The organism is Klebsiella sp. CN_Kp104, assembly GCF_040064515.1.
Lineage (GTDB): Bacteria > Pseudomonadota > Gammaproteobacteria > Enterobacterales > Enterobacteriaceae > Klebsiella > Klebsiella aerogenes.
Genome location: NZ_JBEAII010000007.1, coordinates 223,009 through 247,507, shown reverse-complemented (window position 1 = coordinate 247,507; position 24,499 = coordinate 223,009). Strand labels below are relative to the sequence as shown.

Sequence of the window (24,499 nt, the reverse complement as noted above, 5' to 3'; positions counted from 1 at the left end):
CCTAAATACGACTCAGGTTAATGTTGATGTACTCCGAAAATACCCGTAGCGAATAAATAAATACTCTCTGTTATATTAATAAAATAATTATTAATGATTTATGTGAAGCTAACTGCCAACGCTCCACCACAGAACAAAGGCGTAAAAACAGGGATAAAATAGAACCAGCCCTCAAGGTCATTATCCTTGTCACTCCTTATGGCTGCGAAGGTCATGATTACATTGAATATTAAGCTGGAAACCAGCATTAATATCATTAAAAACAAGTACGCTATTCCCTCATATCCCGACCCCACATAGCAACCAAAATAGAGAAAAAGCATGGCGACAACGGGATAACCGGATAGAAACATCACCCATGATTTCTTGCTCATACATTCAATCCTTAAATATAAGTAGCAATTCCTTTGTTTTCATTCTGCAATTTAGCTGACTATATTGTTAAAGCCCAGAATATTTTATATGGCATCACTTAGGCGATAAAAAAAGCCTGCCGGATGGCAGGCTTTTGACCTTTCTCGAGATAGTTACTGCAGCAGTGAAATATCCGCAACCTGCAGGAACAGCTCGCGCAGTTTGGACAGCAACGTCAGACGGTTGATGCGGACATCTTTGTCTTCAGCGTTAACCATCACATTTTCGAAGAACTCATCAACCGGCTCGCGCAGCGCAGCCAGCTCAATCAGCGCATCCTGATAACGGCCTTCGGCGAAGTAAGGCTGGAGTTTATCACGCAGCACTACCAGATTACCGGCCAGCTTGATTTCCGCCGCTTCTTTCAGCACCGAGGCATGAACGATATCGTTCAGGGTCTCGTCGGATTTCGCCAGGATGTTGGATACGCGCTTGTTTGCCGCCGCCAGGGCGGAGGACTCTTCCAGCGTACGGAAGTGTGACACGGCCTTCATGCGCGCATCGAAATCCGCCGGGCGGGTCGGGCGACGCGCCAGTACCGCCTGAATAGTATCAACACCATAGCCTTCGTCCTGATACCAGGCGCGGAAGCGGCCCAGCATGAAGTCGATGACGTCATCAACGACGTTGGCGTTAGTCAGCTTCTCACCATACAGACGCACCGCTTCTTCGGTCAGCGTTTGCAGATCGAGATTCAGGTTCTTCTCAACGATGATACGCAGTACGCCCAGCGCGGCGCGGCGCAGCGCAAACGGGTCTTTATCGCCTTTCGGATGCTGACCGATACCGAAGATACCCGCCAGAGTGTCCATCTTGTCGGCAATAGCCACCGCGCAGGCAACCGGGTTAGACGGCAGCGCATCGCCGGCAAAACGCGGCTGATACTGCTCGTTCAGCGCGACCGCAACATCTTCCGCTTCGCCGTCATGGCGCGCGTAGTGCATCCCCATCACGCCCTGCGTGTCGGTGAACTCGAAAACCATGTTGGTCATCAGGTCGCACTTGGACAGCAGGCCCGCGCGGGTCGCATGGTTAACGTCAGCGCCAATTTGTTCGGCAATCCAGCCCGCCAGCGCCTGAATGCGATCGGTCTTATCGCGCAGGGTACCCAGCTGCTGTTGGAACAGCACGGTTTCCAGACGCGGCAGGTTATCTTCCAGACGTTTTTTACGGTCGGTATTGAAGAAGAACTCGGCATCGGCCAGACGCGGACGAACGACCTTCTCGTTACCGGAGATGATCTGCTGTGGATCTTTGGACTCGATATTCGCCACAAAGATGAAGTTCGGCAGCAGTTTGCCGTCGTTTGCATAGACCGGGAAGTACTTCTGGTCGCCCTTCATGGTGTAAACCAGCGCTTCGGATGGCACCGCGAGGAATTTCTCTTCAAACTTCGCCGTCAGCACTACCGGCCATTCGACCAGCGAGGTCACTTCTTCCAGCAGGCTTTCGCTCAGGTCAGCGTTACCGCCAATCTTACGCGCCGCCGCTTCAGCATCCGCTTTGATTTTGGCTTTACGCTCGGCGTAGTCGGCCATCACTTTACCGCGCTCCAGCAGAATCTGCGGATACTGGTCGGCATTGTCGATGGTGAATTCCGGCTCGCCCATAAAACGGTGCCCGCGGATGATACGGTCGGAAGCGATACCCAGAATGGTCGCCGGGATAACCTGATCGCCCAACAGCAGGGTCACGGTGTGAACCGGACGCACAAAGTGAACGTCAGAAGCGCCCCAGCGCATCAGTTTCGGGATCGGCAGCTTAGCCAGCGAGGTCGCCACCATGTTCGGCAGCAGCGTTTGCGCGCTTTCCCCCTTAACGTGGGCGCGATACAACAGCCATTCGCCTTTATCGGTGGTCAAACGTTCAGCCTGATCGACGATAATACCACAGCCGCGCGCCCAGCCTTCGGCCGCTTTGCTTGGTTTACCTTCAGCGTCAAACGCCTGGGCAATGGCCGGGCCGCGTTTTTCGACTTCACGATCCGGCTGTGAGGCTGCCAGATTCGCCACTTTCAGCGCCAGACGGCGCGGCGCGGCAAACCATTCGACGGCGCCGTGCGCGAGGCCAGCGTTTTCCAGTTCCGCAGTAAAGTTGGCAGCGAAGGATTCAGCCAGGCTGCGCAGTGCTTTTGGTGGCAGCTCTTCGGTGCCGATCTCCACCAGGAAAGTTTTCTCAGACATGGCCGCCTCTTATTTGTCTTTGTTGCACATCGGGAAGCCAAGGGCCTCACGGGAAGCATAGTAAGCTTCTGCCACTGCTTTAGTCAGGGTGCGGATACGCAGAATATAGCGCTGACGCTCGGTGACGGAGATGGCTTTACGCGCATCCAGCAGGTTAAAGCTATGGGCGGCTTTGAGAATACGCTCGTAGGCTGGCAGCGGCAGCGGAGTTTCCAGCGCCAGCAGTTGCTGCGCTTCTTTCTCGTACTGCTCGAAGCAGGTGAACAGGAAGTCTACGTCCGCATATTCAAAGTTATAGGTGGATTGTTCCACTTCGTTCTGGTGGAAAACGTCGCCGTAAGTGGTTTTACCCAGCGGGCCATCGCTCCAGACCAGATCGTATACGCTGTCCACGCCCTGGATGTACATCGCCAGACGCTCCAGGCCGTAGGTAATTTCGCCGGTGACCGGTTTACACTCCAGCCCGCCAACCTGCTGGAAGTACGTAAACTGCGTTACTTCCATACCGTTCAGCCACACTTCCCAACCCAATCCCCAGGCGCCCAGAGTCGGGTTTTCCCAGTTATCTTCAACGAAGCGGATGTCGTGGATAGTCGGATCCATACCCAGCTCTTTCAGAGATCCGAGATACAGTTCCTGAATGTTGTCCGGAGACGGCTTAATCACCACCTGGAACTGGTAATAGTGCTGTAAGCGGTTCGGGTTTTCGCCATAGCGGCCATCGGTCGGGCGACGAGAAGGCTGTACGTAGGCGGTCGCCATCGGCTCTGGCCCCAACGCGCGTAAGCAGGTCATTGGGTGGGATGTGCCGGCGCCGACTTCCATGTCCAGTGGTTGAACAATGGTACAGCCCTGACGAGCCCAGTAATCCTGTAAGGTCAGGATCAGGCCCTGGAAGGTCCTGGTATCAAACTTTTGCATATTATTTCGTGCTGGATACGTGTGGATTTAAAGGAAGGGATCAGTATACCCGCTGGCTGCGAGATATACAGTATGAAACGGCCTTTGTTTAGCGAAATTTGAGCAAAGCGGCGCCATCGTGCGGCGTTTAAGCCGCATTTAGCGCATAGAAAGATGTAAAAACTGGCCGTCTGGATCAAAAGAACAGACAAAGCGTTCATTCCGCGAAGTCAGACCGGAAAGCTCATAGCTTGCCTGGAACTGCTCGAAATGATTGACGTCGACGCGACGGGTGTCGGTGCTGTAACGTAACGCCGCCTGATCCTTGCATAATTTTTCCATATTCAGCGTAGTTTGCGGCGTAATACGTGCTTTTTGCGCTTTTTGAACGGGTTGAGCAGGTGTCTGGCTGCAGCCGACCAGCAGCAGCGCCGCCAGGGCAGATACGAAATATTTCATCACCATTTTTCTCAACCGCCTTGTTAGCCAATTGTTATCGTGCAGACCATGTAAAACTTGCCAAACATTTTGCGAATCTCACTGATGCCCTACAAGAGTGTGGCGAAAAACTCAGAATATTCCATTGTGATGACGACAAACGACGGGAGTCAGACTCTTTTTACGCAGGGGCCAATGAGGTACAGATGCAGGAAAAAATAAGCTGGATTACCAACTTGCGTGGCATAGCATGCCTGATGGTAGTAATGATTCACAGTACCACCTGGTACATTACCCATCCTCATAGCATCAGCTTGTTCGAATGGGATATCGCGAATCTGCTTAACTCGGCATCGCGGGTCAGCGTCCCGCTTTTTTTCATGATTTCAGGATATCTGTTTTTTGGCGAACGCAGCGCCCAGCCCCGCCATTATCTGCGCATCGCGCTGTGTATTCTATTCTATAGCGCGCTGGCGCTGATCTATATCACCCTGTTTACCCACATCAACGTTGAGCTGTCATTAAAAAATTTACTGCAGAAGCCGGTGTTTTATCACCTGTGGTTTTTCTTTGCCATTGTGGTGATTTATCTGCTCTCGCCGCTGATTCAGGTGAAGCAGGTCAGCGGCAAAATGCTGCTGGCGCTGATGCTGGTGATTGGCCTCATCGCCAACCCCAATATGGTAAGCATCAAGGCGGGCGGCATTGAATGGCTACCGATAAATCTCTATATCAACGGCGATACCTTTTACTACGTACTGTACGGGATACTGGGCCGGGCGATCGGCGCCATGAATACCGACAGAAGAGGACTGACCCTGCTGTGCGCGCTGCTGTTTACCGCCGCGGTGTGGGTCATTTCACGCGGTACGCTGCATGAACTGCAATGGCGAGGCGATTTTGGCGATACCTGGTATCTGTATTGCGGGCCGGCTGTGTTTATCTGTGCAATCTCGTTATTCACCCTGGGCAAAAACATCCTCAATAGCCGTGAGCTCCCGGGTATCGCGTTAATCTCCAGACATTCATTAGGCATTTATGGCTTTCACGCATTGTTTATTCACGCCCTGCGCGCTAGCGGCCTTGAGCTAAGCCGCTGGCCCTTGCTGGATATTGTGTGGATTTTCGCCGCCGCGCTGTTGGGTAGCCTGGCGCTGTCTACGCTGGTTCAGCGAATTGATCGCCGTCGGTTGGTGAGCTGAAAAGCGGCGCCCGCTGTTCAACACGGGCGCCGTCGTTTACTCGGCAGGATCTTCTGATACTGCGCCACCTTCACTGTCAGGCGAGCGATTCCACGCATCACGAATATTCTTCTGCACCGCCACCGCGCCGAAAAGGCTTAGAAAGAACGCCAGGCCATAAAAGCCTTTCTCGCTTAGCATCAGCGTTGCGTTCCACAATCCCACCACCAGCAGACCAACCGCAATCACAAAGGCAATCAGGCAGGACATGTAATACATGGCGGTGGTAGGAATCTTTTCGTATTTATCGCGTACCGTCTTTTGATAAGAGGCGGCGGAAAAGAGTCCCAGCACCAGTACGGCAAAATAGTAACCCTTTTCATTGAGCTCCATCTGCGCGTTCCACAAGCCAATCAGATACACCAGTATGCCGCCAATCAGCGCAATCCATGAGATCAGATGAAACGCGGGTGAATATGTCGTCGCTTTAGTTTCCATTGCTGACTACCTCTCTTCGCTGTCGGCTGACAGCTTATTCCATTGAGTTATTGCGAGCTTTATCCGCGACTTTAGCGGGATAAGACGTTGCTGACGCACCGTACATACAGACAAACCATGCCATCACGTAAATACTTTTTTCACGCCACGGCGCCGGAACAAACCAGGCGCCGACCAGCAGCAATCCTGCCGATAGCAACAGAACCAACCGGCACAGGGAGATAAAATCATCATCTCGCTGCGCTTCCTGCTCCGTTCGTTGATGGGTGAGGACAGCAAACATCCCCATCACCAGCACGCCAAGAAAATAGCCTTTACCGCTGAACAGCGGGCACGTTCGCCAGATGCCGATGAGGTAAACCAGCGAGCCCAGCAGCATGACTAATCTTGCCGTCGTACGTTTTAATTTCATTGCGCCTCCCTGGCCATGGTAACCCTCATTATGACCGGGGAATCGCCGGTTGCGGCGGTTTCAGCAAGTTGGAATCAACAATTCGGAATAAATAAATATGTGAATTAAATCAATGTGAAGCGAATCATTCAGGAAGGGAATTCGCCCCAATAGATGGGGCGAGAACAACTTATGACATCAGCGGCTTAAGCTGCTGATAAATCTGGCGGAACGTTTCACGACGCGGCGCATAACGGGCAAACCGTTGAGCATCAGGCAGATGCGCCTGCTCCAGCGGTAGCTGCGGCAGGAGGTCAGAGAAAGCCGCATCATGATGAACGGCCAGTTGCGCCAATCTTGCCGCGCCTAACGCCGGGCCGACATCGCCGCCGGTGCGGAAATCCAGCTGTTGTCCGCTGATATCGGCGAGCATTTGCCGCCAGTATGCGCTACGCGCGCCGCCGCCGATAAGGGTGACGCTGTCTGGCTTCACACCACAGGAGTGCACAACATCCATACCGTCAGCCAGCGCGTAACCCACCCCCTCAAGCACCGCCCGCGCCAGTTCGGCGGGACCATGTTGATGGGTAAGGCCGAAGAACACGCCTTTAGCCTGCGGATTGTTGTGCGGCGTACGCTCGCCGGAAAGATAAGGCAAGAACCACACCGGGTCGGCATTGTCATCCGCCGATTGCGCCGCGGCGATCAGCGCCGGTACGCTGCCGAGGCCGGTTAACTTCGCCGCCCAATCCAGACAAGACGCGGCGCTGAGCATCACCGACATCAGGTGCCAGCGGCCCGGCAGGGCGTGGCAGAAACTATGCACCGCGCTTTCCGGTTTACTCAGAAAACCATCGCTGACGGCGAAATAAACGCCGGAGGTCCCCAGCGATAACATCGCCTGCCCCGCATCGGCCATGCCAACGCCGACAGCGCCTGCCGCGTTATCGCCGCCGCCCGCTACCACCAGCGCCCGCGGCATATTCCACACCTGAGCGACCTCTGCGCGCAGATGGCCGGTCACCTCGCAGCCTTCAAAGAGGGCCGGCATATTGTCGCGGCTGAGCCCGCAGGCGGCGAGCATTTCATCGTTCCAGTCACGACGCGCGACGTTCATCCACATCGTGCCGGCGGCGTCGGACATATCGCTGGCGTACTCACCGCTCATGCGCAGCCGCAGGTAATCCTTCGGCAACAGGACCTTATCGACCTGTTTAAAGATTTCGGCTTCGTGACGCTGTACCCACAGCAGCTTCGGTGCCGTAAAACCCGGCATCATCAGGTTGCCGGTGATTTGCCGCGAAGCGCCGACTTTTTCTTCCAGCAGCATGCACTCTTCGCCGCAGCGGCCGTCATTCCACAAAATCGCCGGACGCAGGACCCGCTGCTGTTTATCGAGCAGCGTGGCGCCATGCATCTGTCCGGCGATGCCTAAAGCTTTTACCTCGCGCAGGGAGTGTTGCGCGCCCAGCGCTTGCATCGCGGTATTCGTCGCCTGCCACCACTGTTCGGGATCTTGTTCGGACCAGAGCGGATGCGGGCGCGAGACGGTCAGTTTTTCGGTATGCGTCGCCAGTACGTCGCCCTGTTCATTGAGCAGAATGGCTTTTACGCCCGAGGTCCCTAAATCAATCCCGATATACATGCAGCGTCTCCTTAACGCGAACGCCACGGCAAAGCGTGGCGCAGCACAAATGGTTTACAGCCAGTGCCCGGTTTTAGCGGGCACTTTTGTCGGCATTACTTATCGAACAGATAATGGTTTACCAGGTTTTCCAGCAGTTCCTGATGCCCGCTGTGGTGCTGCGGCGCCAGGTTATGCTGAGTCGCATAGTGCGCGATGTCGGTCAGGGTCATCTGGCCTGTGAGGATCTGCTGGCCCAATTCACCGTTCCAGCCGGCGTAGCGTTTCGCCACGCGTTTATCCAGCTCGCCGTCTTCAATCATGCGCGCCGCGACTTTCAGCGACAGCGCCATAGTGTCCATCGCGCCGATATGGCCGTAGAACAGATCGTATTTGTCGGTGCTCTGGCGACGAACTTTAGCATCAAAGTTCAGGCCGCCGGTGGTGAAGCCACCCGCCTTGAGGATCTCATACATCACCAGGGCGTTCTCTTCTACGCTGTTCGGGAACTGGTCGGTATCCCAGCCCAGCTGCGCATCGCCGCGGTTCGCGTCCACCGAACCGAACAGGCCCAGCGCAATAGCCGTGGCGATCTCGTGGTGGAAAGAGTGGCCGGCAAGGGTGGCGTGGTTGGCTTCAATGTTCAGTTTAATCTCTTTTTCCAGACCAAACTGTTTCAGGAACCCGTAAACCGTGGAGGCATCATAATCATATTGGTGCTTGGTCGGCTCCTGCGGCTTCGGCTCGATCAGCAGGGTGCCCTGGAAACCAATTTTGTGTTTGTGTTCAACCACCAGTTGCATAAAGCGGCCAATCTGCTCGCGCTCCTGGCGCAGATCGGTATTAAGCAGGGTTTCGTAGCCTTCGCGACCGCCCCACAGAACGTAGTTTTCACCGCCCAACTTGTGGGTCGCATTCATTGCGGTGACCACCTGAGTCGCCGCCCAACTAAAGACTTCCGGATCGGGGTTCGTCGCCGCCCCTGCGCCATAACGCGGGTTGGTAAAGCAGTTTGCCGTCCCCCACAGCAGTTTAACGCCGCTCTGCTGCTGTTTTTCCGCCAGTACGTCCACCATCTGCGCGAAGTTGTTGCTGTACTCTTTCAGCGAAGCGCCTTCCGGAGAAACGTCGACATCATGGAAGCAGTAATACGGCACATTCAACTTATGGAAAAACTCAAATGCCACTTCGGCTTTACGTTTCGCCATTTCCAGCGCTTCGCCCGGCTGCTGCCATGGACGATCGAAGGACCCCACGCCAAACATATCCGCGCCATTCCAGCAGAAAGTGTGCCAGTAGCAGGCAGCGAAACGCAGGTGGTCTTCCATGCGTTTACCCAGTACTAATTCATCCGGATTGTAGTGACGGAAAGCCAGTGGGTTAGTCGATTTCGGGCCTTCATAACGAACGCGATCGAGTTGATCGAAATAGGTCTGCATAGAGAACTCCATATTCAGGGGTGCGGCGAGTAACAAGTTATACGTCAATATAGAATTCCACTTTCGCCTTCCTCAATTACGTTATTTCACACCGCCATTGAGAGAATCCACAAACGTGCGCCAGCTCGCAAAAATAATTCCTCTCCACATCATTTATGGAATCCTATGATGGATGTGAAATGAAATAACCTGCATACTCTTGAATAAAATACGATCGCGGTCATAAATTACAAAACAAACTAAATTTCATAATGCGAAAATAAGAACAGGTAATTGCCAGCCCTCGCTTCCCCGTTAAGAATCTGCAACGTATCTGCAACCTGAAGTTTATTCCTGTACGCCTTACCTACCCTTTGAAAAGGTATCGTTATTATGAAGATAAAGAACCTTTGCCTTACGCTCTGCGCCTCATCGCTCCTTCTCGCCAGCATGGCGGGCATGGCTAAAGAAGTTAAGATTGGGATGGCCATCGACGACCTTCGTCTGGAACGCTGGCAAAAAGATCGCGATATTTTCGTCAATAAAGCGGAATCATTAGGTGCCAAAGTATTTGTGCAATCCGCCAATGGCAACGAAGAAACGCAAATGTCGCAAATTGAAAATATGATCAATCGCGGCGTCGATGTTTTAGTAATTATTCCTTACAACGGCCAGGTGCTCAGTAACGTTATTAAAGAAGCGAAGCAGGAGGGAATTAAAGTCCTCGCCTACGATCGCATGATTAATAATGCTGACATCGATTTTTATATTTCTTTCGACAATGAAAAAGTCGGTGAAATGCAGGCCCAAAGCCTGGTTGACAAAGTGCCGCAGGGTAATTATTTCCTGATGGGCGGCTCGCCGGTGGATAATAACGCCAAACTGTTCCGCGCCGGCCAGATGAAGGTGCTCAAACCTTATGTCGATGAGGGCAAAATTAAGATCGTCGGCGATCAGTGGGTCGACGGCTGGCTGCCGGAAAATGCGTTAAAAATCATGGAAAACGCGCTGACGGCGAATAACAACAAAATTGACGCGGTAGTGGCTTCCAATGATGCGACCGCCGGTGGCGCTATCCAGGCGCTAAGCGCCCAGGGGCTGGCGGGTAAAGTCGCCATTTCCGGGCAGGATGCCGATCTGGCTGGCGTGAAACGTATTATTTCCGGCACCCAGACAATGACCGTTTATAAACCGATTACCACGCTTGCCACTAGCGCTGCCGAAATCGCCGTTGAATTAGGCAATGACCAGCAACCCAAGGCTGACGCCACGTTGAATAACGGCTTAAAAGATGTCCCCTCGCGCCTGTTAACGCCAATTGAAGTCAATAAAGAGAATATTGACGCCACGGTGATTAAAGACGGTTTCCACAAAAAGAGTGAACTGTAATGGCTGACGCCCCGCCTCGGGGCGTCATTTTCGTCCTGCCGGATATCGCTTTTGCGGAGTCTCTATGTCCTGGTTACTCGAAATGAAGAACATCACCAAAGCCTTCGGCGCGGTTAAGGCCGTGGATAACGTCAGCCTGCGGCTGAATGCCGGGGAAGTGGTGTCGTTATGCGGTGAAAATGGTTCGGGGAAATCAACGCTGATGAAAGTGCTGTGCGGGATCTATCCGCACGGCAGCTACGAAGGTGAAATTATTTTCGCTGGTGAGACGTTACAGGCGAATCATATTCGCGATACCGAGCGTAAAGGTATCGCCATTATTCACCAGGAGCTGGCGTTGGTGAAACATCTCACGGTGCTGGAAAATATCTTTCTCGGCGCCGAGATCTCACGCCATGGCCTGCTGGATTACGAAACCATGACCCTGCGCTGCCAGAAGCTATTGGCGCAGGTGAATTTATCGATCTCGCCCGATACCCGCGTTGGCGATTTAGGCCTGGGCCAGCAGCAGCTGGTCGAGATTGCCAAGGCGCTAAATAAACAGGTACGTTTGCTGATCCTCGATGAACCCACGGCATCATTAACCGAACAAGAAACCGCGACGCTGCTGGCGATTATTCGCGATCTGCAAAACCACGGCATCGCCTGTATTTATATTTCGCACAAGCTCAATGAAGTTAAAGCCATCTCCGACACTATCTGCGTAATACGTGACGGTCAGCATATTGGCACCCGCGACGCCAGCGGGATGAATGAAGATGACATCATCACTATGATGGTCGGGCGCGAGCTCACGGCGCTGTACCCAAATGAACCACATAGTCATGGCGATGAGATCTTGCGGGTCGAGCATCTCACCGCCTGGCACCCGGTTAACCGTCATATCAAGCGCGTCAACGACGTGTCGTTTTCCCTCCGCCGCGGCGAAATCCTTGGCATCGCCGGGTTAGTCGGCGCCGGGCGCACCGAGGCGGTGCAATGTCTGTTTGGCGTCTGGCCGGGGCGCTGGCAGGGAAGCATCTTTATCGACGGACAGCCGGTGACGATTAACAACTGCCAACAGGCAATTGCCCATGGCATCGCCATGGTGCCGGAAGACCGCAAAAAAGACGGCATCGTGCCGGTGATGGCTGTCGGCAAGAACATCACTCTCGCGGCATTAAACCAGTTCACCGGTCCGGCAAGCAGCCTCGACGACGCCGCGGAGCAGCACTGCATTCAGCAGTCGATTCAGCGGCTGAAAATCAAAACGTCATCGCCGGATCTGGCGATTGGCCGCCTGAGCGGCGGCAATCAACAAAAGGCGATTCTGGCCCGCTGCCTGCTGCTCAATCCGCGCATTTTAATCCTCGATGAACCAACCCGCGGCATCGATATCGGTGCGAAATACGAAATCTACAAGCTTATCAATCAACTGGTGCAGCAAGGCATCGCCGTCATCGTGATCTCATCCGAACTGCCTGAAGTGCTCGGGCTGAGCGATAGGGTACTGGTGATGCACGAAGGCAAGCTTAAGGCCGATTTGCATAACCAAGGTCTGACCCAGGAACAGGTGATGGAAGCCGCACTGAGGAGCGAACGCCATGTCGAAAAACACGTCGTCTGAAATCAAACTTACGCCATCCGCCCCTGCCGCTTTTCCGGCGCTGAAAGGGCTCAATCTCCAGGTTTTCGTGATGATCGCCGCGATTATCGCCATTATGCTGTTCTTTACCTGGGTTACCGACGGCGCCTATCTGAGCGCGCGTAATATCTCCAACCTCCTGCGGCAAACCGCCATCACCGGCATCCTCGCCGTCGGCATGGTGTTCGTGATCATTTCGGCGGAAATCGATCTGTCCGTCGGCTCGATGATGGGGCTGCTCGGCGGCGCGGCGGCGATTTTCGACGTCTGGCTCGGCTGGCCGCTGCCGCTCACCATCCTCGTTACGTTGGTCATGGGGCTGCTGCTCGGCGCGTGGAACGGATGGTGGGTCGCCTATCGCAAGGTGCCCTCTTTCATTGTTACCCTTGCCGGGATGCTGGCGTTTCGCGGAATTTTAATCGGTATTACCAACGGTACCACCGTCTCGCCCACCACGCCGGCGATGTCGCAAATCGGCCAAAGTTATTTACCGGACGGCATCGGCTTTGGTATCGGCGTTATTGGCATGGCGGCCTTTATCATCTGGCAATGGCGCGGGCGGATGCGCCGACAGGCGTTAGGGCTGGCGACCACCAGTTCTGGCGGCGCCGTTGGCCGTCAGACCATCATCGCAGTTATCGTGCTGGGCGCTATCTGGTTGCTCAATGATTATCGCGGCGTGCCGACGCCGGTGCTGATACTCGCCGCCCTGCTGCTGGCGGGCATGTTTATGGCGACCCGCACCGCTTTTGGCCGTCGTATCTATGCCATTGGCGGCAATCTGGAAGCGGCCCGCCTCTCCGGGATTAACGTCGAGCGCACCAAGCTGGCAGTCTTCGCTATTAACGGCCTGATGGTCGCCATCGCCGGGTTGATCCTCAGTTCGCGACTGGGAGCGGGTTCGCCTTCCGCCGGCAATATCGCCGAACTGGACGCCATCGCCGCCTGCGTGATTGGCGGCACCAGCCTGGCGGGCGGTATCGGCAGCGTGGCAGGGGCCATAATGGGGGCGTTTATTATGTCGGCGCTGGATAATGGCATGAGCATGATGGACGTCGCCACCTTCTGGCAATACATAGTCAAAGGCGCCATTTTACTGTTGGCGGTCTGGATGGATTCGGCTACCAAACGGAGAACATAACGGTATCACTATGAAAAATGCCCGAATAACTTGCGCCACCGCCAAACTTCGCAATAAGGCGCTTGAAATAATTCGGGCATTAGCCGGTATTGTATGACCGGGGTAAGAGCAGGAATATCATCTATGTTTGAAAAGCGTCACCGCATTACGCTGTTATTCAACGCCAACAAAGCCTATGACCGTCAGGTGGTTGAAGGCGTTGGCGAATATCTGCAGGCATCGCAGCTGGAATGGGATATCTTTATCGAAGAAGATTTTCGCGCGCGTATCGAAAACATCAAAGAGTGGTTGGGCGATGGCGTTATCGCCGATTACGACGACCCGGAGATAGAAAAACTGCTGGCGGATGTCAAAGTGCCAATTATCGGCGTCGGCGGCTCCTATCACCAGCCAGAATGCTATCCGCCTGTTCACTATATCGCCACCGATAATGCCGCGCTGGTCGAAAGCGCATTCCTGCATCTGAAAGAAAAAGGCGTGAACCGTTTCGCTTTTTACGGGCTACCGACATCCAGCGGCAAGCGCTGGGCGAGGGAGCGCGAACACGCCTTCTGCCAGCTAGTCGCCAAAGAGAAATACCGTGGCGTGGTCTATCAGGGGCTGGAGACCGCGCCGGAAAACTGGCAGCATGCGCAAAATCGGCTTGCCGACTGGCTGCAAACGCTGCCGCCGCAAACCGGCATTATTGCCGTGACCGATGCCCGCGCCCGTCACATTCTGCAGGCCTGTGAGCTGCTGCATATTCCGGTGCCGGAAAAACTGTGCGTCATTGGCATCGATAACGAAGAACTGACCCGCTACCTCTCCCGCGTCGCGCTCTCTTCCGTGGCGCAGGGTACCCGGCAGATGGGCTACCAGGCGGCGAAACTTCTGCATCGATTACTGGAAAACGAAGCGCTACCGCTACAGCGGCTGCTGGTGCCGCCGATGCGCGTCATTGAGCGGCGCTCCACCGATTATCGCTCGCTCACCGACCCTGCGGTGATTCAGGCGATGCATTATATCCGCAATCACGCCTGCAAAGGCATCAAGGTTGAGCAGGTGCTCGACGCCGTAGGCATCTCTCGCTCTAATCTGGAGAAACGCTTTAAAGAAGAGGTCGGCGAGACCATCCACACGGTGATCCACAGCGAAAAGCTGGAAAAAGCGCGCAGCCTGCTGGTCTCCACCACGCTATCGATAAACGAAATTTCGCAGATGTGCGGTTATCCGTCGCTGCAGTATTTCTATTCAGTGTTTAAGAAAGAGTACGACGTGACGCCGAAAGAATACCGCGATCGGCACAGTGAAGTGATGATGTAGCAGAAAAGAAAAATGCCCGGGCTTACGCACCGGGCATTGATGATTACATATGAGCGGCAATTAAGCGCTGATTGTCCTGATACATAGCGAAGAGATAGTTGTTATAGCTCGACCCTTTCGTCGAGTACCCCTTCAACTTGTGGATCATCGCGCTGGCAGTTACTTCCTGGTCCGTCTTACGCAGCTGTGCGCGAGACTTACGAAAGGATGAATAAGCCGGATGCGTGTTAAGGTTTCTTACGTAAGCCTGAACCGACTGCTCGACCGATTCAAACTGGGAGTAGCCTTTCATCGCACCGCGACAATTACCGCCGCCGCACTTCATACCAAACAGGTTGTTGTTCACGCGCGCCAGCTTCGAGGTGCCCCAACCGCTTTCCGCCGCCGCCATGGTCGCCACCATGCTGTTTGGAATAATGTCGACGCGCTCAAGCAGCGAGTTCCATGGTATACGGCGAGTATTGCCAGACCACTTCACTTTATAACGTGAGGCGATATCTTTCAGACGCGCCTGCTCGCTCGGCGACCAACGGCCGTCGTATTGCTTAGAGACAAGCCAGTTACGATCTGCCGTGATCGCTTGATTTTGCTTTGTAATGTAAGGCATAACCGTCCGGAGAAACGCTTTTTTCCTTGGTGTCCCGGAAGGGTATTTTCGCAAATCAGGAAGTGAACTGCTCTTTACACTATTGCGAGAATACTCTTGTTTACTGCTAACCTTGATACTACTAGGCTTCTTTACTTTCTTAACTACTGAGGCTTTATGACTCTTTGTTGCTGTGTGCGTTGTCGCCAACACACTACCTGAAAATATACAGGTAAGTAACATGAGTATCGCAGCCCCATATCGTCGCATGGGAATCGATATCATTAGGTCTCCTGGTCGGATTTACTCATTCCAACACCTTGTTTTTCGCAAAAAATCGATAGTTGAATCGCGAATAGTATCAAAAATACCCAGAGAGAGCATCAAGAGAAATAGTCCAATTCCGAATTGCTGTCACCTGAAATCGGTTTCTGCACCGTCGCGAATGTGCAGAAATGCTATCTCCGTCTCATTTATAGCTCATTTTTTGAGCTAAATCACTCACCCCTTTTCATCCTCCCCGCAAAATTACCGGCGGGATGATTTCAACCTTATGGCGCGCAGACACACTGTGATAAAAACCACTAACAGGACTCCAGCATGAAACTCGCTGCGCTTGCCTCGCTACTGCTGCCCGGGATGGCCTTTGCCGCCTGGACAACCGCTGACTTCCCCGCCTTCACTGAACAGGATGCAGGCCGTTTCACGACGCAAAATGAGGTGACGAAGGGTACCCGCCCTTTGCGGATAAGTTTTGACCAACAGTGCTGGCAGCCTGCGGGGGCGATAAAACTCAATCAGATGCTGTCGCTGGAACCCTGCCGGGATACGCCGCCGCAGTGGCGCGTGTTCCGTGACGGGCGCTATACGCTGGAAGTCGATACCCGCTCCGGTACGCCAACGCTGATGCTGTCGCTGGCGGAACAGCACACTACCAGTACGCAGCCGCTGCTGCGCCAGTGTCCCAAATGGGATGGTAAACCGCTGACGCTCGACGTCGGCCAAACGTTTGCTGAAGGAAGCCAGGTCCGCGATTTTTATAGCGGTAATATCGCCACGGTGAAAGCGGGCAAAGTCACGCTGCGGCCCGCCGCTGGTAGTAATGGGCTCCTGCTGCTTGAACAAGCGAATAGCGCCGCCAGCGCGCCGTTTAACTGGCACAACGCCACGATCTATTTTGTCCTGACCGATCGCTTCGTCAACGGCAATCCGGCCAACGACAACAGCTACGGGCGCCATAAAGACGGTATGCAGGAGATAGGCACCTTCCACGGCGGCGATTTACAAGGGCTGACCAGCAAGCTGGATTATCTGCAACAGCTTGGCGTCAACGCGCTATGGATAAGTTCACCGCTGGAGCAAATTCACGGCTGGGTCGGCGGCGGCACCAAAGGCGACTTTCCCCACTACGCCTATCACGGTTACTACACCCAGGACTGGACCCGTCTTGACGCCAACATGGGCGACGAAGCCGACCTTCGACAACTGGTTGATGAGGCCCATCGGCGCGGTATACGCGTGCTGTTTGATATCGTCATGAATCACGCCGGTTACGCCACGCTCGCCGATATGCAGGAATTTCACTTCGGTTCGTTGTACCTGAAAGGCGATGAACTGAAAAAAACGCTTGGCGAGCGCTGGACCGACTGGAAACCGGCGTCGGGGCAAAGCTGGCACAGCTTCAATGATTACATCAACTTCAGCGATAAAGCAGGCTGGGAACAATGGTGGGGGAAAAAATGGATCCGCACCGATATCGGCGACTACGACAATCCGGGTTTCGACGATTTCACCATGTCGCTGGCGTTCCTGCCGGACCTGAAAACCGAATCGACGATCCCTTCTGGCCTGCCAAATTTCTATCGTCACAAGCCAGATACCGCCGCCAAAGAGATAGCCGGCTACACGCCGCGGGACTATCTGACCCACTGGCTTAGCCAATGGGTACGCGACTACGGGATTGACGGTTTCCGCGTCGATACCGCGAAACACGTCGAACCGGACGCCTGGCAGCAGCTCAAAACGCAGGCCACGGCCGCGCTGGCGGAATGGAAAAAAGCGAATCCGCAGAAAGCGCTGGATGATGCGCCATTCTGGATGACCGGCGAGGCCTGGGGTCACGGCGTAATGCAAAGCGACTACTATCGCCACGGCTTCGACGCGATGATTAATTTCGATTATCAGGATCAAGCGGCGAAAGCGGTGGACTGTCTGGCAGACATGGACGCCACCTGGCAGCAGATGGCGGACAAGCTGCAGGGTTTCAACGTGCTGAGCTATCTCTCCTCGCACGATACCCGCCTGTTCCGCGAAGGCGGCAGCCGGGCGGCGGAACTGCTATTACTCGCGCCAGGCGCCGTACAACTCTTCTATGGCGATGAATCTTCGCGCCCGTTCGGCCCCACGGGCTCCGACCCGCTGCAGGGTACCCGCTCCGATATGAACTGGCAGGATGTTGCCGGCAACGCGGCCGGTAACGTCGCGCACTGGCAAAAAATCGCCCAATTCCGCGCCCGCCATCCGGCCATTGGTATGGGTAAACAACAGACGCTGACGCTAGAGCAGGGCTATGGTTTCGTGCGTGAAAGCAGCGCTGATAAAGTGATGGTTGTCTGGGTCGGACAGCAATAGCAGACGCTTACCGGGCTCCTTGCCGCTGGCGGGAGCCTTTGCAGCACAAATTACTAAAATTCATCCTATTAGCAGAACAAAAATTAAATCGCTCCCTCCTGTGCCGATTTGCACCGCGCTGATGCTGGCGTTATGGTAATTCCCTTTCCAGAAGACCAACAGAATATCCGCGATGACATTTTCACTTTTCGGCGACAAATTCACCCGTCATTCAGGCATCACCCGCCTGATGGAAGACCTCAATGACGGCCTGCGCACACCGGGCGCTATCATGCTGGGCGGCGGCAACCCCGCGCAAATCCCGGAGATGAATGAATACTTCAATAGCCTGCTGGCCGATATGCTGGATAACGGCAAAGCCCTTGATGCGCTTTGCAATTATGATGGTCCGCAAGGGAAAAGCGAGCTTCTGACCCTGCTTGCGCAAATGCTGCGTGAAGAATTAGGTTGGGAGATCGAACCACAGAATATTGCTCTAACGAATGGCAGCCAGAGCGCGTTTTTCTACTTATTTAACCTGTTTGCCGGCCGCCGTGCCGACGGCACTACCCGTAAGGTGCTGTTCCCGCTGACGCCAGAATATATCGGCTACGCCGATTCCGGGCTGGAAGAGGATCTGTTTGTCGCCACCCGTCCCAACATTGAGCTGCTGCCGGAAGGCCAGTTTAAGTATCACGTGGACTTCGAACATCTGCAGATCACCGAAGAGACGGGGATGATCTGCGTCTCCCGGCCAACCAACCCGACCGGCAACGTCATTACCGACGAAGAGCTTATTAAGCTGGATGCCCTCGCCAATCAGCACGGCGTGCCGCTGGTTATTGATAACGCCTATGGCGTGCCTTTCCCGGGTATTATTTTTAGCGAAGCGCGCCCGCTGTGGAATCCGAACATCGTGCTGTGCATGAGCTTATCCAAGCTCGGTCTGCCGGGCACGCGCTGCGGCATTATCATCGCCAACGAGAAAATCATTACCGCCATCAGCAATATGAACGGCATTATCAGCCTCGCCCCGGGCGGGATTGGGCCGGCGATGATGTGTGAAATGATCAAGCGTAAAGACCTGCTGCGGCTGTCGGAGACGGTGATTAAACCGTTCTATTATCAGCGTGTTCAGGAAACTATCGCTACCATTCGCCGCTATTTGCCGGAAGAACGCTGCCTGATTCATAAACCGGAAGGGGCGATTTTCCTCTGGCTGTGGTTTAAGGATCTGCCGATCTCCACCGAGCTGCTTTATCAGCGCCTGAAACAACGCGGCGTGCTGATGGTGCCGGGCGATTACTTCTTCCCGGGGCTGGACAAGCCGTGGCCGCATACGCATCAGTGCATGCGTATGAACTACGTGCCGGACCCGGAGAAAATCGAGGCGGGAGTGAAAATTCTTGCCGAAGAGATTGAGCGCGCCTGGCAGGAGCAAGACGCCTGATGGTGTTTCCCGGCCATGACTGACCGGGAACATCCGATTACATTGCCTGCGCCGCCCAACGGCGGCGCTCGGCGCTTAATCTTTCCAGCTCAGCGGGCTCAATACAGCGCAGCGCCTGAGTCGGACAGGCCGCTACGCACGCCGGTCCCGTTTGCCGGTGCGCGCACAGATCGCACTTCAGCGCCTGCACGCCTTCGTCGGTCAACATCACCGTCATCGCCCCATAAGGACATGCCACCATACAGCTTTTACAACCAATGCATAGCCGTTGATCGACTCGCCAGACATCACCTTCATGGCGTATTGCCCCTTCCGGGCAGACGTTCGCGCAGGGCGCATCCTCGCACTGACGGCACAGCGTCGCCGTTGATAGCTCATCGCTCTTAACCACCCGAATCCGCGGCGCAAAGCGTCTCGCAGAAACGGTAGAACAATCCTGCCCCTGCTGATGCGACACCACACAGGCCACCTCGCAGGTTCGGCAGCCGATACACTTTTGCGCATCGGCGATAATAAACCGGTTCATCCTCAACTCCATTCGGGATAAAAACGCAGCGTGCCAGAAAAGCCCCGCTATGCGCTTTGATCCTGAATGGAATCAGCAACGTTTTAGGCAAATGCGACATCAAATTTGGGTAAAACCGGGGGGAATGGCGCTTCACCCGGCGGCGTATCGCCGCCGGGGAGTTTTTAGGATTACATCGCGGCGCGGAAAATCGCCATGATTTCTTCGTGAGTCGCCTGAATCGGATTGGTTAAACCGCAGGCATCTTTCAGCGCGTTGCTGGCCAGCAGCGGGATATCCTCTTCTTTAACGTTCAGATCGCGCAGACCAGCCGGGATGCCGACTTTACGCGCCAGCTCGCGGATGGCCGCGATGCAGGCTTCCGCGCCCTGTTTGTCGTTTAGCCCGGCAACGTTCACGCCCATCGCCTGCGCACAGTCACGCAGACGCGCGGCGGCGACGCTGCAGTTGTACTCCTGCACAAACGGCAGCAGTACGGCGTTGCAGACGCCGTGCGGCAGATCGTAGAAGCCGCCCAGCTGGTGCGCCATTGCGTGGACGTAGCCCAGCGACGCGTTGTTGAAGGCCATACCGGCAAGGAACTGCGCATAGGCCATCGCTTCACGCGCCTGTTCATTGCCGCCATCTTCCACTGCGTGAGTTAAATTCTGTGAAATCATGGTCATCGCTTTCAACGCGCAGGCATCGGTGATCGGCGTCGCCGCGATAGAAACATAGGCTTCGATAGCGTGAGTCAACGCGTCCATACCGGTGGCGGCGGTCAGCGATTTCGGCATCCCCATCATCAGCGAGGAGTCGTTAACCGACAGAACCGGCGTCACGTGCTTATCGACAATCGCCATTTTGATGTGGCGATCGACATCGGTAATGATGCAGAAGCGGGTCATTTCGGAAGCCGTACCGGCGGTGGTATTGATAGCGATCATCGGCAATTGCGGTTTTGCCGAACGGTCCACCCCTTCATAGTCACGGATGTTGCCGCCATTTGCCGCGACCAGCGCGATACCTTTCGCGCAATCGTGCGGGGAACCGCCGCCCAGGGAAATCACGCAGTCGCAGTTATTCTCTTTCAGCAGCGCCAGACCGCTTTCGACGTTCAGAGTCGTCGGGTTCGGGTGCACGCCGTCATACACCACGCTGAAAATATCCCGCTCCTGTAACGCCTTTTGTACTTCACCCGCCATACCTAATTTATTCAGCATCGCGTCGGTGACAATTAATGCCCGACGATATCCGTATTGCTGGATAGTATTCATCGCTTCAGTAACAGAACCAGCGCCAATAACGTTTACTGGCGGAATATAAAAAGTCGATGCAGCCATGATGATTCCTTCATTTAGGTGAATATCATGGAAGGGTACGAGGATGTCGAAATAAAAAACATGACCTGAACGCCATTTCTGGCAAGAAATTTGATGAAAAACAGTACGTTAATATTTTCATTTTTAACGTACTGTTAAACATTACCGGCTTAATTTTTCATTTGCGTGATTATTCGCCGTTTTTATTTTCAGGGAATAACAGCGCATCGCGAAGTAGATGATCGTTGCCCCGACGGCGGGTAAAGCCAATGCGGTCGAAATATTCGAGAATTTGAATCGCCAGTTTACGGCCAATATTCAGCGTATCGCGAAAATCCGCCGCGCAGGTAGAACCACGCTGCAGATCCAGGCGGCGGATCAATTGCGCAAATTCAACAATCCGATCGTTGCGATAATAACGATCTTTCACGATCGCCGTAATCATCCCCTGCTGCGCCGCCTGGCGCAGCACCGCGCGCATCAACGACTCTTCGACGTTCAGATCGCGCGCCAGGTCACGTACCCACCATGGCTCATCGGCGAAGAGCGATTCCGCACGCTGCCAGATGGCCTGCTGCTCATCGGTAAACCCGGCTTTATGTTCCGGCAGGTGTAGCCAGCCGTGATGGCTTTGAATGACGCCGCTGCTGCGCATCTGTTCAATCAATAACAGCACCAGCGCTTCATCTTCCATCGGCAGCGCAATCCGCCGCAGGCGTTCACGCCCCGGCCCCGGCTCATCGCGATGCTGGTCGTGATAACGGCCCAGCGCGTCGAGCAGTTTTTTCTGCCAGCGGGCGGCCAGCGGCGCGCTAAGCAGGCTATTCCCGGCCTGCAGGTAGTCCGGACGGTTAATTAATGCCGTCAGGCCGTCGGCGCTCAGCTGCCGCGCCCAGGCAAACTCGTCAAGACGCACCGCATCGCGCTGCAAATGAATATCCAACGCCTGCGCATCGTCGCCCCGCGTCGCCGCCAGCGCGTAAAGCCACTGCAGATACTCCGGCTTGCGTTTACCGCGGCGCGGCGGATTCAGCGTCACCACCCGCGCGCCGGCCAGCGTCAAACGGGCGGAGATATCGCGCAACACCAGGCGATCGTTGTCCGCCAGCCACAGCGGCGTATCCAGCACCAGCTCGGCCAGATTGCCTTCCAGTAACGAAACGCGGCCGGTGATATGACTGGCGGCATGGTGGATATGCAGCGACTGCCACTGGCTGAGCGGCGCGTGACAGGTGAGCTCGACGATCGCCCGCTCGCAAGGTTCTGCGGGCTGCGCCGAGAGCAGCCAGTCGCCGCGGCTGAGATCCTCTTTTTGCGCGTCGCCGACGATGTTCAGCGCGATACGCTGCCCGGCCCGCGCCTGTTCAACCGGCTGATTCTGCGCATGTAGCCCGCGGACGCGCATGGGTTTATTGGCGCCGGTCAGCCAGAGGGTATCGCCGATTTTTACCTCGCCGGATAACGCCGTCCCGGTCACCACCAGCCCCGCGCCCTTAACGGTAAAGGCGCGATCCAGCGCCAGACGAAAACGCTGCTGTTGCGGATGCGCGCGCTCGGTCAGCTGGAGCAAATGGCTGCGCAGTTCGGCAATGCCGAGGTTTTCCGTCGCCGCGGTGGCGAAGAAAGCCACGTCGTCGAACCCCAGCTCGCTCAGCGTGGATTCCACCTGTGCCCGGACTTTGGCAACCCGCGCCGCGTCCACACGGTCCGTTTTGGTCAACGCAACGGTTAACGTCGGTTTTCCCGTTAACTGCAGAATTGCCAGGTGCTCGCGGGTTTGCGCCATCACGCCGTCATCGCAGGCCACCACCAGCAGCGCGTGATCGATCCCGCCCACGCCAGCCAACATGTTGGACAAAAACTTTTCATGCCCCGGCACATCGATAAAACCCAACACCCGGCCATCAGGCTGCGGCCAATAGGCGTAGCCGAGATCGATAGTCATCCCTCGCGATTTCTCTTCCGGAAGACGATCGGCGTTGACGCCGGTAATCGCCTGCAGCAGCGTGGTTTTGCCGTGGTCCACATGTCCGGCGGTGGCAATAATCATCTCAATAACATCTCCATAAACCGGGGTTCATCTTCAAGACAGCGCAGATCCAGCCATAAGCGGCCATCATAAATTCTGCCGATCGTCGGTATCGGCAAGGCGCGCCAGCGCGCGGCCAGCGCTTCCAGCTGGCTGCCGCGACCATCGCGCGGCGTAAAGGTTAACGCGGCGCTGGGCAGTCGGTCGACCGGCAACGACCCGCTGCCGATCTGCGATAAACACGCTTCGACGCGCACGTCAAAATCGCTATAGTGCGCCGCTAACGCAGGCTGAATACGCTCGCCCTGCTGGCGGATATCCTCGGCGCGGCGGGTTAGCAGGCGCAGCGTCGGCAGCTCGTCGGCCAGCGCTTCCGGATGCAGATACAGCCGCAGAGTCGCCTCCAGCGCCGCCAGCGTCATTTTATCCGCCCGCAGCGCGCGCTTAAGCGGATGACTCTGTAACTTCGCGATCAGCGCCCGATCGCCGACGATAATCCCCGCCTGCGGTCCGCCGAGCAGCTTATCGCCGGAAAAGCTCACCAGATTCACGCCCGCCGCAATCAATTCCTGCGGCATCGGTTCTTTCGGCAAACCGTACTGGCTCAAATCCACCAGCGAGCCGCTGCCGAGATCGGCCACCACCGGCACGCCATGTTCGCGGCCCATTTCCGCCAGCTCCGCCTCATCGACCGCTTTGGTAAAGCCTTCAATGCTGTAGTTGCTGGTATGCACTTTCATCAGCAGCGCAGTCTGCTCATTGATAGCCTGACAATAATCTTTGGCGTGGGTGCGATTAGTGGTGCCCACTTCATGCAGCAAACAACCGGCCTGGCGCATGACGTCGGGGATGCGGAATGCGCCGCCGATCTCGACCAGCTCGCCGCGCGAGACCACCACTTCTTTCCCGCTGGCCGTCGCCGCCAGCATCAGCAGCACAGCCGCCGCGTTGTTATTGACGATACAGGCATCTTCCGCGCCGGTGATCCGGCACAGCAGATCGGCCAGCGCCCGATCGCGATGACCGCGCCCGGCATCGTCGAGATCGTATTCCAGCGTGACCGGCGCGCGCATCGCCTGCGCCACCGCCTGCACCGCGGCTTCCGCCTGGATGGCGCGCCCCAGATTGGTGTGCAGCACGGTGCCCGTCAGGTTGAATACCGGACGCAGCGCGCTCTGCTGACTATGGTTCAGCCGGCTGGCGGTCTCCTGCGGCCAGTCGTCGCACCACTCTGGCAATGCCTGCGCCTGGCGGATATGCTCCCGCGCCTCATCCAACATCTGGCGCAGCAGCGCCACGATTTGCGAATGGCCATGGCGATCGAGCAGTAAAGCAAAAGCGGGATCGCGAAGTAAACGGTCAATGGCCGGAAGCCGGGTATAAAGCGCGCGAGTATCGGTAGACATGAGTGAACCTGATGATAAGTTATTTTCCCCCCTCCCGACGGGAGAGGGAGTCAACAATGAGTGGCGATTGTAACGCCTGCGCGAGGAA

At 55.5% G+C, this 24,499-nt stretch carries 20 protein-coding genes; 7 read left to right on the top strand and 13 right to left on the bottom strand.

All coding sequences use genetic code 11. The features are described from left to right. Positions 1-98 precede the first annotated feature (98 nt). The 4 genes from ABLU80_RS11090 to ABLU80_RS11075 all read right to left on the bottom strand — a co-directional run bounded on the left by ABLU80_RS11090 (position 99) and on the right by ABLU80_RS11075 (position 3,962). On the bottom strand, positions 99-374 hold the full coding sequence (locus ABLU80_RS11090) for a hypothetical protein (protein ID WP_063446315.1): 276 nt from the start codon (positions 372-374) through the stop codon (positions 99-101). Positions 375-527: 153 nt separating this feature from the next. Then, a complete protein-coding gene (gene glyS, locus ABLU80_RS11085; RefSeq protein WP_348849972.1) occupies positions 528-2,597 on the bottom strand; it encodes a glycine--tRNA ligase subunit beta in 2,070 nt (689 codons plus the stop codon). A 9-nt stretch (positions 2,598-2,606) separates the two neighbouring features. Beyond that, on the bottom strand, positions 2,607-3,518 hold the full coding sequence (gene glyQ, locus ABLU80_RS11080; RefSeq protein WP_015369211.1) for a glycine--tRNA ligase subunit alpha: 912 nt from the start codon (positions 3,516-3,518) through the stop codon (positions 2,607-2,609). Between the two features lie 138 nt (positions 3,519-3,656). Next, the gene (locus ABLU80_RS11075) at positions 3,657-3,962 is read right to left on the bottom strand and encodes a YsaB family lipoprotein (protein WP_015369210.1); all 306 of its coding nucleotides are present in this window, start codon (positions 3,960-3,962) and stop codon (positions 3,657-3,659) included. 179 nt (positions 3,963-4,141) lie between these two features. On the opposite strand from ABLU80_RS11075, the gene ABLU80_RS11070 reads away from it, so the two are divergent. Further along, positions 4,142-5,137: an acyltransferase gene (locus ABLU80_RS11070; RefSeq protein WP_047079861.1), complete on the top strand. Its 996-nt coding sequence runs from the start codon at positions 4,142-4,144 to the stop codon at positions 5,135-5,137. Between the two features lie 36 nt (positions 5,138-5,173). Here the strand turns inward: ABLU80_RS11070 and yiaA are convergent, their stop codons facing one another. From yiaA to xylA, 4 genes are all read right to left on the bottom strand, one after another. Beyond that, positions 5,174-5,614: an inner membrane protein YiaA gene (gene yiaA / locus ABLU80_RS11065; RefSeq protein ID WP_047079860.1), complete on the bottom strand. Its 441-nt coding sequence runs from the start codon at positions 5,612-5,614 to the stop codon at positions 5,174-5,176. A 34-nt stretch (positions 5,615-5,648) separates the two neighbouring features. Further along, positions 5,649-6,026: an inner membrane protein YiaB gene (gene yiaB, locus ABLU80_RS11060; RefSeq protein WP_045359257.1), complete on the bottom strand. Its 378-nt coding sequence runs from the start codon at positions 6,024-6,026 to the stop codon at positions 5,649-5,651. A 169-nt stretch (positions 6,027-6,195) separates the two neighbouring features. Then, a complete protein-coding gene (gene xylB, locus ABLU80_RS11055) occupies positions 6,196-7,650 on the bottom strand; it encodes a xylulokinase (protein ID WP_063446312.1) in 1,455 nt (484 codons plus the stop codon). A gap of 95 nt (positions 7,651-7,745) precedes the next feature. Next, positions 7,746-9,068, bottom strand: coding sequence for a xylose isomerase (gene xylA / locus ABLU80_RS11050; protein WP_015703780.1), 1,323 nt, complete (start codon positions 9,066-9,068; stop codon positions 7,746-7,748). Positions 9,069-9,440: 372 nt separating this feature from the next. Between xylA and xylF the strand changes: the two genes are divergently transcribed. The 4 genes from xylF to xylR all read left to right on the top strand — a co-directional run bounded on the left by xylF (position 9,441) and on the right by xylR (position 14,503). Beyond that, complete coding sequence (gene xylF / locus ABLU80_RS11045; RefSeq protein WP_032715308.1) at positions 9,441-10,436, top strand: D-xylose ABC transporter substrate-binding protein; 996 nt, start codon at positions 9,441-9,443, stop codon at positions 10,434-10,436. Between the two features lie 64 nt (positions 10,437-10,500). After that, the gene (locus tag ABLU80_RS11040) at positions 10,501-12,042 is read left to right on the top strand and encodes a xylose ABC transporter ATP-binding protein (RefSeq protein WP_020077705.1); all 1,542 of its coding nucleotides are present in this window, start codon (positions 10,501-10,503) and stop codon (positions 12,040-12,042) included. Beyond that, a complete protein-coding gene (gene xylH / locus ABLU80_RS11035) occupies positions 12,020-13,201 on the top strand; it encodes a xylose ABC transporter permease XylH (protein WP_348849971.1) in 1,182 nt (393 codons plus the stop codon). Before ABLU80_RS11040 ends, xylH begins: the two co-directional genes overlap by 23 nt. 123 nt (positions 13,202-13,324) lie before the next feature. Beyond that, positions 13,325-14,503, top strand: a complete 1,179-nt coding sequence (gene xylR / locus ABLU80_RS11030; protein WP_047048270.1) for a D-xylose utilization transcriptional activator XylR — start codon at positions 13,325-13,327, stop codon at positions 14,501-14,503. A 43-nt stretch (positions 14,504-14,546) separates the two neighbouring features. Here xylR and ABLU80_RS11025 read toward each other — a convergent pair whose 3' ends face one another. Then, positions 14,547-15,374: a protein bax gene (locus tag ABLU80_RS11025; protein ID WP_020077703.1), complete on the bottom strand. Its 828-nt coding sequence runs from the start codon at positions 15,372-15,374 to the stop codon at positions 14,547-14,549. Positions 15,375-15,689: 315 nt separating this feature from the next. On the opposite strand from ABLU80_RS11025, the gene ABLU80_RS11020 reads away from it, so the two are divergent. Together ABLU80_RS11020 and avtA are read left to right on the top strand one after the other, a co-directional pair. After that, positions 15,690-17,720, top strand: coding sequence for an alpha-amylase (locus ABLU80_RS11020; RefSeq protein WP_348849970.1), 2,031 nt, complete (start codon positions 15,690-15,692; stop codon positions 17,718-17,720). Between the two features lie 172 nt (positions 17,721-17,892). After that, a complete protein-coding gene (gene avtA / locus ABLU80_RS11015; RefSeq protein WP_015369199.1) occupies positions 17,893-19,149 on the top strand; it encodes a valine--pyruvate transaminase in 1,257 nt (418 codons plus the stop codon). A gap of 37 nt (positions 19,150-19,186) precedes the next feature. On the opposite strand, the gene ABLU80_RS11010 is transcribed toward avtA, so the two are convergent. The 4 genes from ABLU80_RS11010 to selA form a co-directional block, all read right to left on the bottom strand. After that, positions 19,187-19,675 carry a 4Fe-4S binding protein gene (locus ABLU80_RS11010; protein WP_045390701.1) on the bottom strand — a complete coding sequence of 163 codons (489 nt, stop codon included), beginning with the start codon at positions 19,673-19,675 and terminating at the stop codon, positions 19,187-19,189. Positions 19,676-19,845: 170 nt separating this feature from the next. Further along, entirely contained in the window at positions 19,846-20,997 is a 1,152-nt protein-coding gene (gene yiaY / locus ABLU80_RS11005) for an L-threonine dehydrogenase (RefSeq protein WP_015369197.1), read from the bottom strand. Positions 20,998-21,166: 169 nt separating this feature from the next. Beyond that, positions 21,167-23,026 carry a selenocysteine-specific translation elongation factor gene (gene selB / locus ABLU80_RS11000; RefSeq protein ID WP_348849969.1) on the bottom strand — a complete coding sequence of 620 codons (1,860 nt, stop codon included), beginning with the start codon at positions 23,024-23,026 and terminating at the stop codon, positions 21,167-21,169. Beyond that, on the bottom strand, positions 23,023-24,411 hold the full coding sequence (gene selA, locus ABLU80_RS10995) for an L-seryl-tRNA(Sec) selenium transferase (RefSeq protein WP_047079854.1): 1,389 nt from the start codon (positions 24,409-24,411) through the stop codon (positions 23,023-23,025). Before selA ends, selB begins: the two co-directional genes overlap by 4 nt. Positions 24,412-24,499 lie beyond the last annotated feature (88 nt).

Coding starts and splice junctions, on each gene's coding strand:
- ABLU80_RS11090 (WP_063446315.1), bottom strand. CDS start 374: ATGAGCAAGAAATCATGGGTGATGTTTCTATCCGGTTATCCCGTTGTC.
- glyS (WP_348849972.1), bottom strand. CDS start 2,597: ATGTCTGAGAAAACTTTCCTGGTGGAGATCGGCACCGAAGAGCTGCCA.
- glyQ (WP_015369211.1), bottom strand. CDS start 3,518: ATGCAAAAGTTTGATACCAGGACCTTCCAGGGCCTGATCCTGACCTTA.
- ABLU80_RS11075 (WP_015369210.1), bottom strand. CDS start 3,962: ATGGTGATGAAATATTTCGTATCTGCCCTGGCGGCGCTGCTGCTGGTC.
- ABLU80_RS11070 (WP_047079861.1), top strand. CDS start 4,142: ATGCAGGAAAAAATAAGCTGGATTACCAACTTGCGTGGCATAGCATGC.
- yiaA (WP_047079860.1), bottom strand. CDS start 5,614: ATGGAAACTAAAGCGACGACATATTCACCCGCGTTTCATCTGATCTCA.
- yiaB (WP_045359257.1), bottom strand. CDS start 6,026: ATGAAATTAAAACGTACGACGGCAAGATTAGTCATGCTGCTGGGCTCG.
- xylB (WP_063446312.1), bottom strand. CDS start 7,650: ATGTATATCGGGATTGATTTAGGGACCTCGGGCGTAAAAGCCATTCTG.
- xylA (WP_015703780.1), bottom strand. CDS start 9,068: ATGCAGACCTATTTCGATCAACTCGATCGCGTTCGTTATGAAGGCCCG.
- xylF (WP_032715308.1), top strand. CDS start 9,441: ATGAAGATAAAGAACCTTTGCCTTACGCTCTGCGCCTCATCGCTCCTT.
- ABLU80_RS11040 (WP_020077705.1), top strand. CDS start 10,501: ATGTCCTGGTTACTCGAAATGAAGAACATCACCAAAGCCTTCGGCGCG.
- xylH (WP_348849971.1), top strand. CDS start 12,020: ATGTCGAAAAACACGTCGTCTGAAATCAAACTTACGCCATCCGCCCCT.
- xylR (WP_047048270.1), top strand. CDS start 13,325: ATGTTTGAAAAGCGTCACCGCATTACGCTGTTATTCAACGCCAACAAA.
- ABLU80_RS11025 (WP_020077703.1), bottom strand. CDS start 15,374: ATGATATCGATTCCCATGCGACGATATGGGGCTGCGATACTCATGTTA.
- ABLU80_RS11020 (WP_348849970.1), top strand. CDS start 15,690: ATGAAACTCGCTGCGCTTGCCTCGCTACTGCTGCCCGGGATGGCCTTT.
- avtA (WP_015369199.1), top strand. CDS start 17,893: ATGACATTTTCACTTTTCGGCGACAAATTCACCCGTCATTCAGGCATC.
- ABLU80_RS11010 (WP_045390701.1), bottom strand. CDS start 19,675: ATGAACCGGTTTATTATCGCCGATGCGCAAAAGTGTATCGGCTGCCGA.
- yiaY (WP_015369197.1), bottom strand. CDS start 20,997: ATGGCTGCATCGACTTTTTATATTCCGCCAGTAAACGTTATTGGCGCT.
- selB (WP_348849969.1), bottom strand. CDS start 23,026: ATGATTATTGCCACCGCCGGACATGTGGACCACGGCAAAACCACGCTG.
- selA (WP_047079854.1), bottom strand. CDS start 24,411: ATGTCTACCGATACTCGCGCGCTTTATACCCGGCTTCCGGCCATTGAC.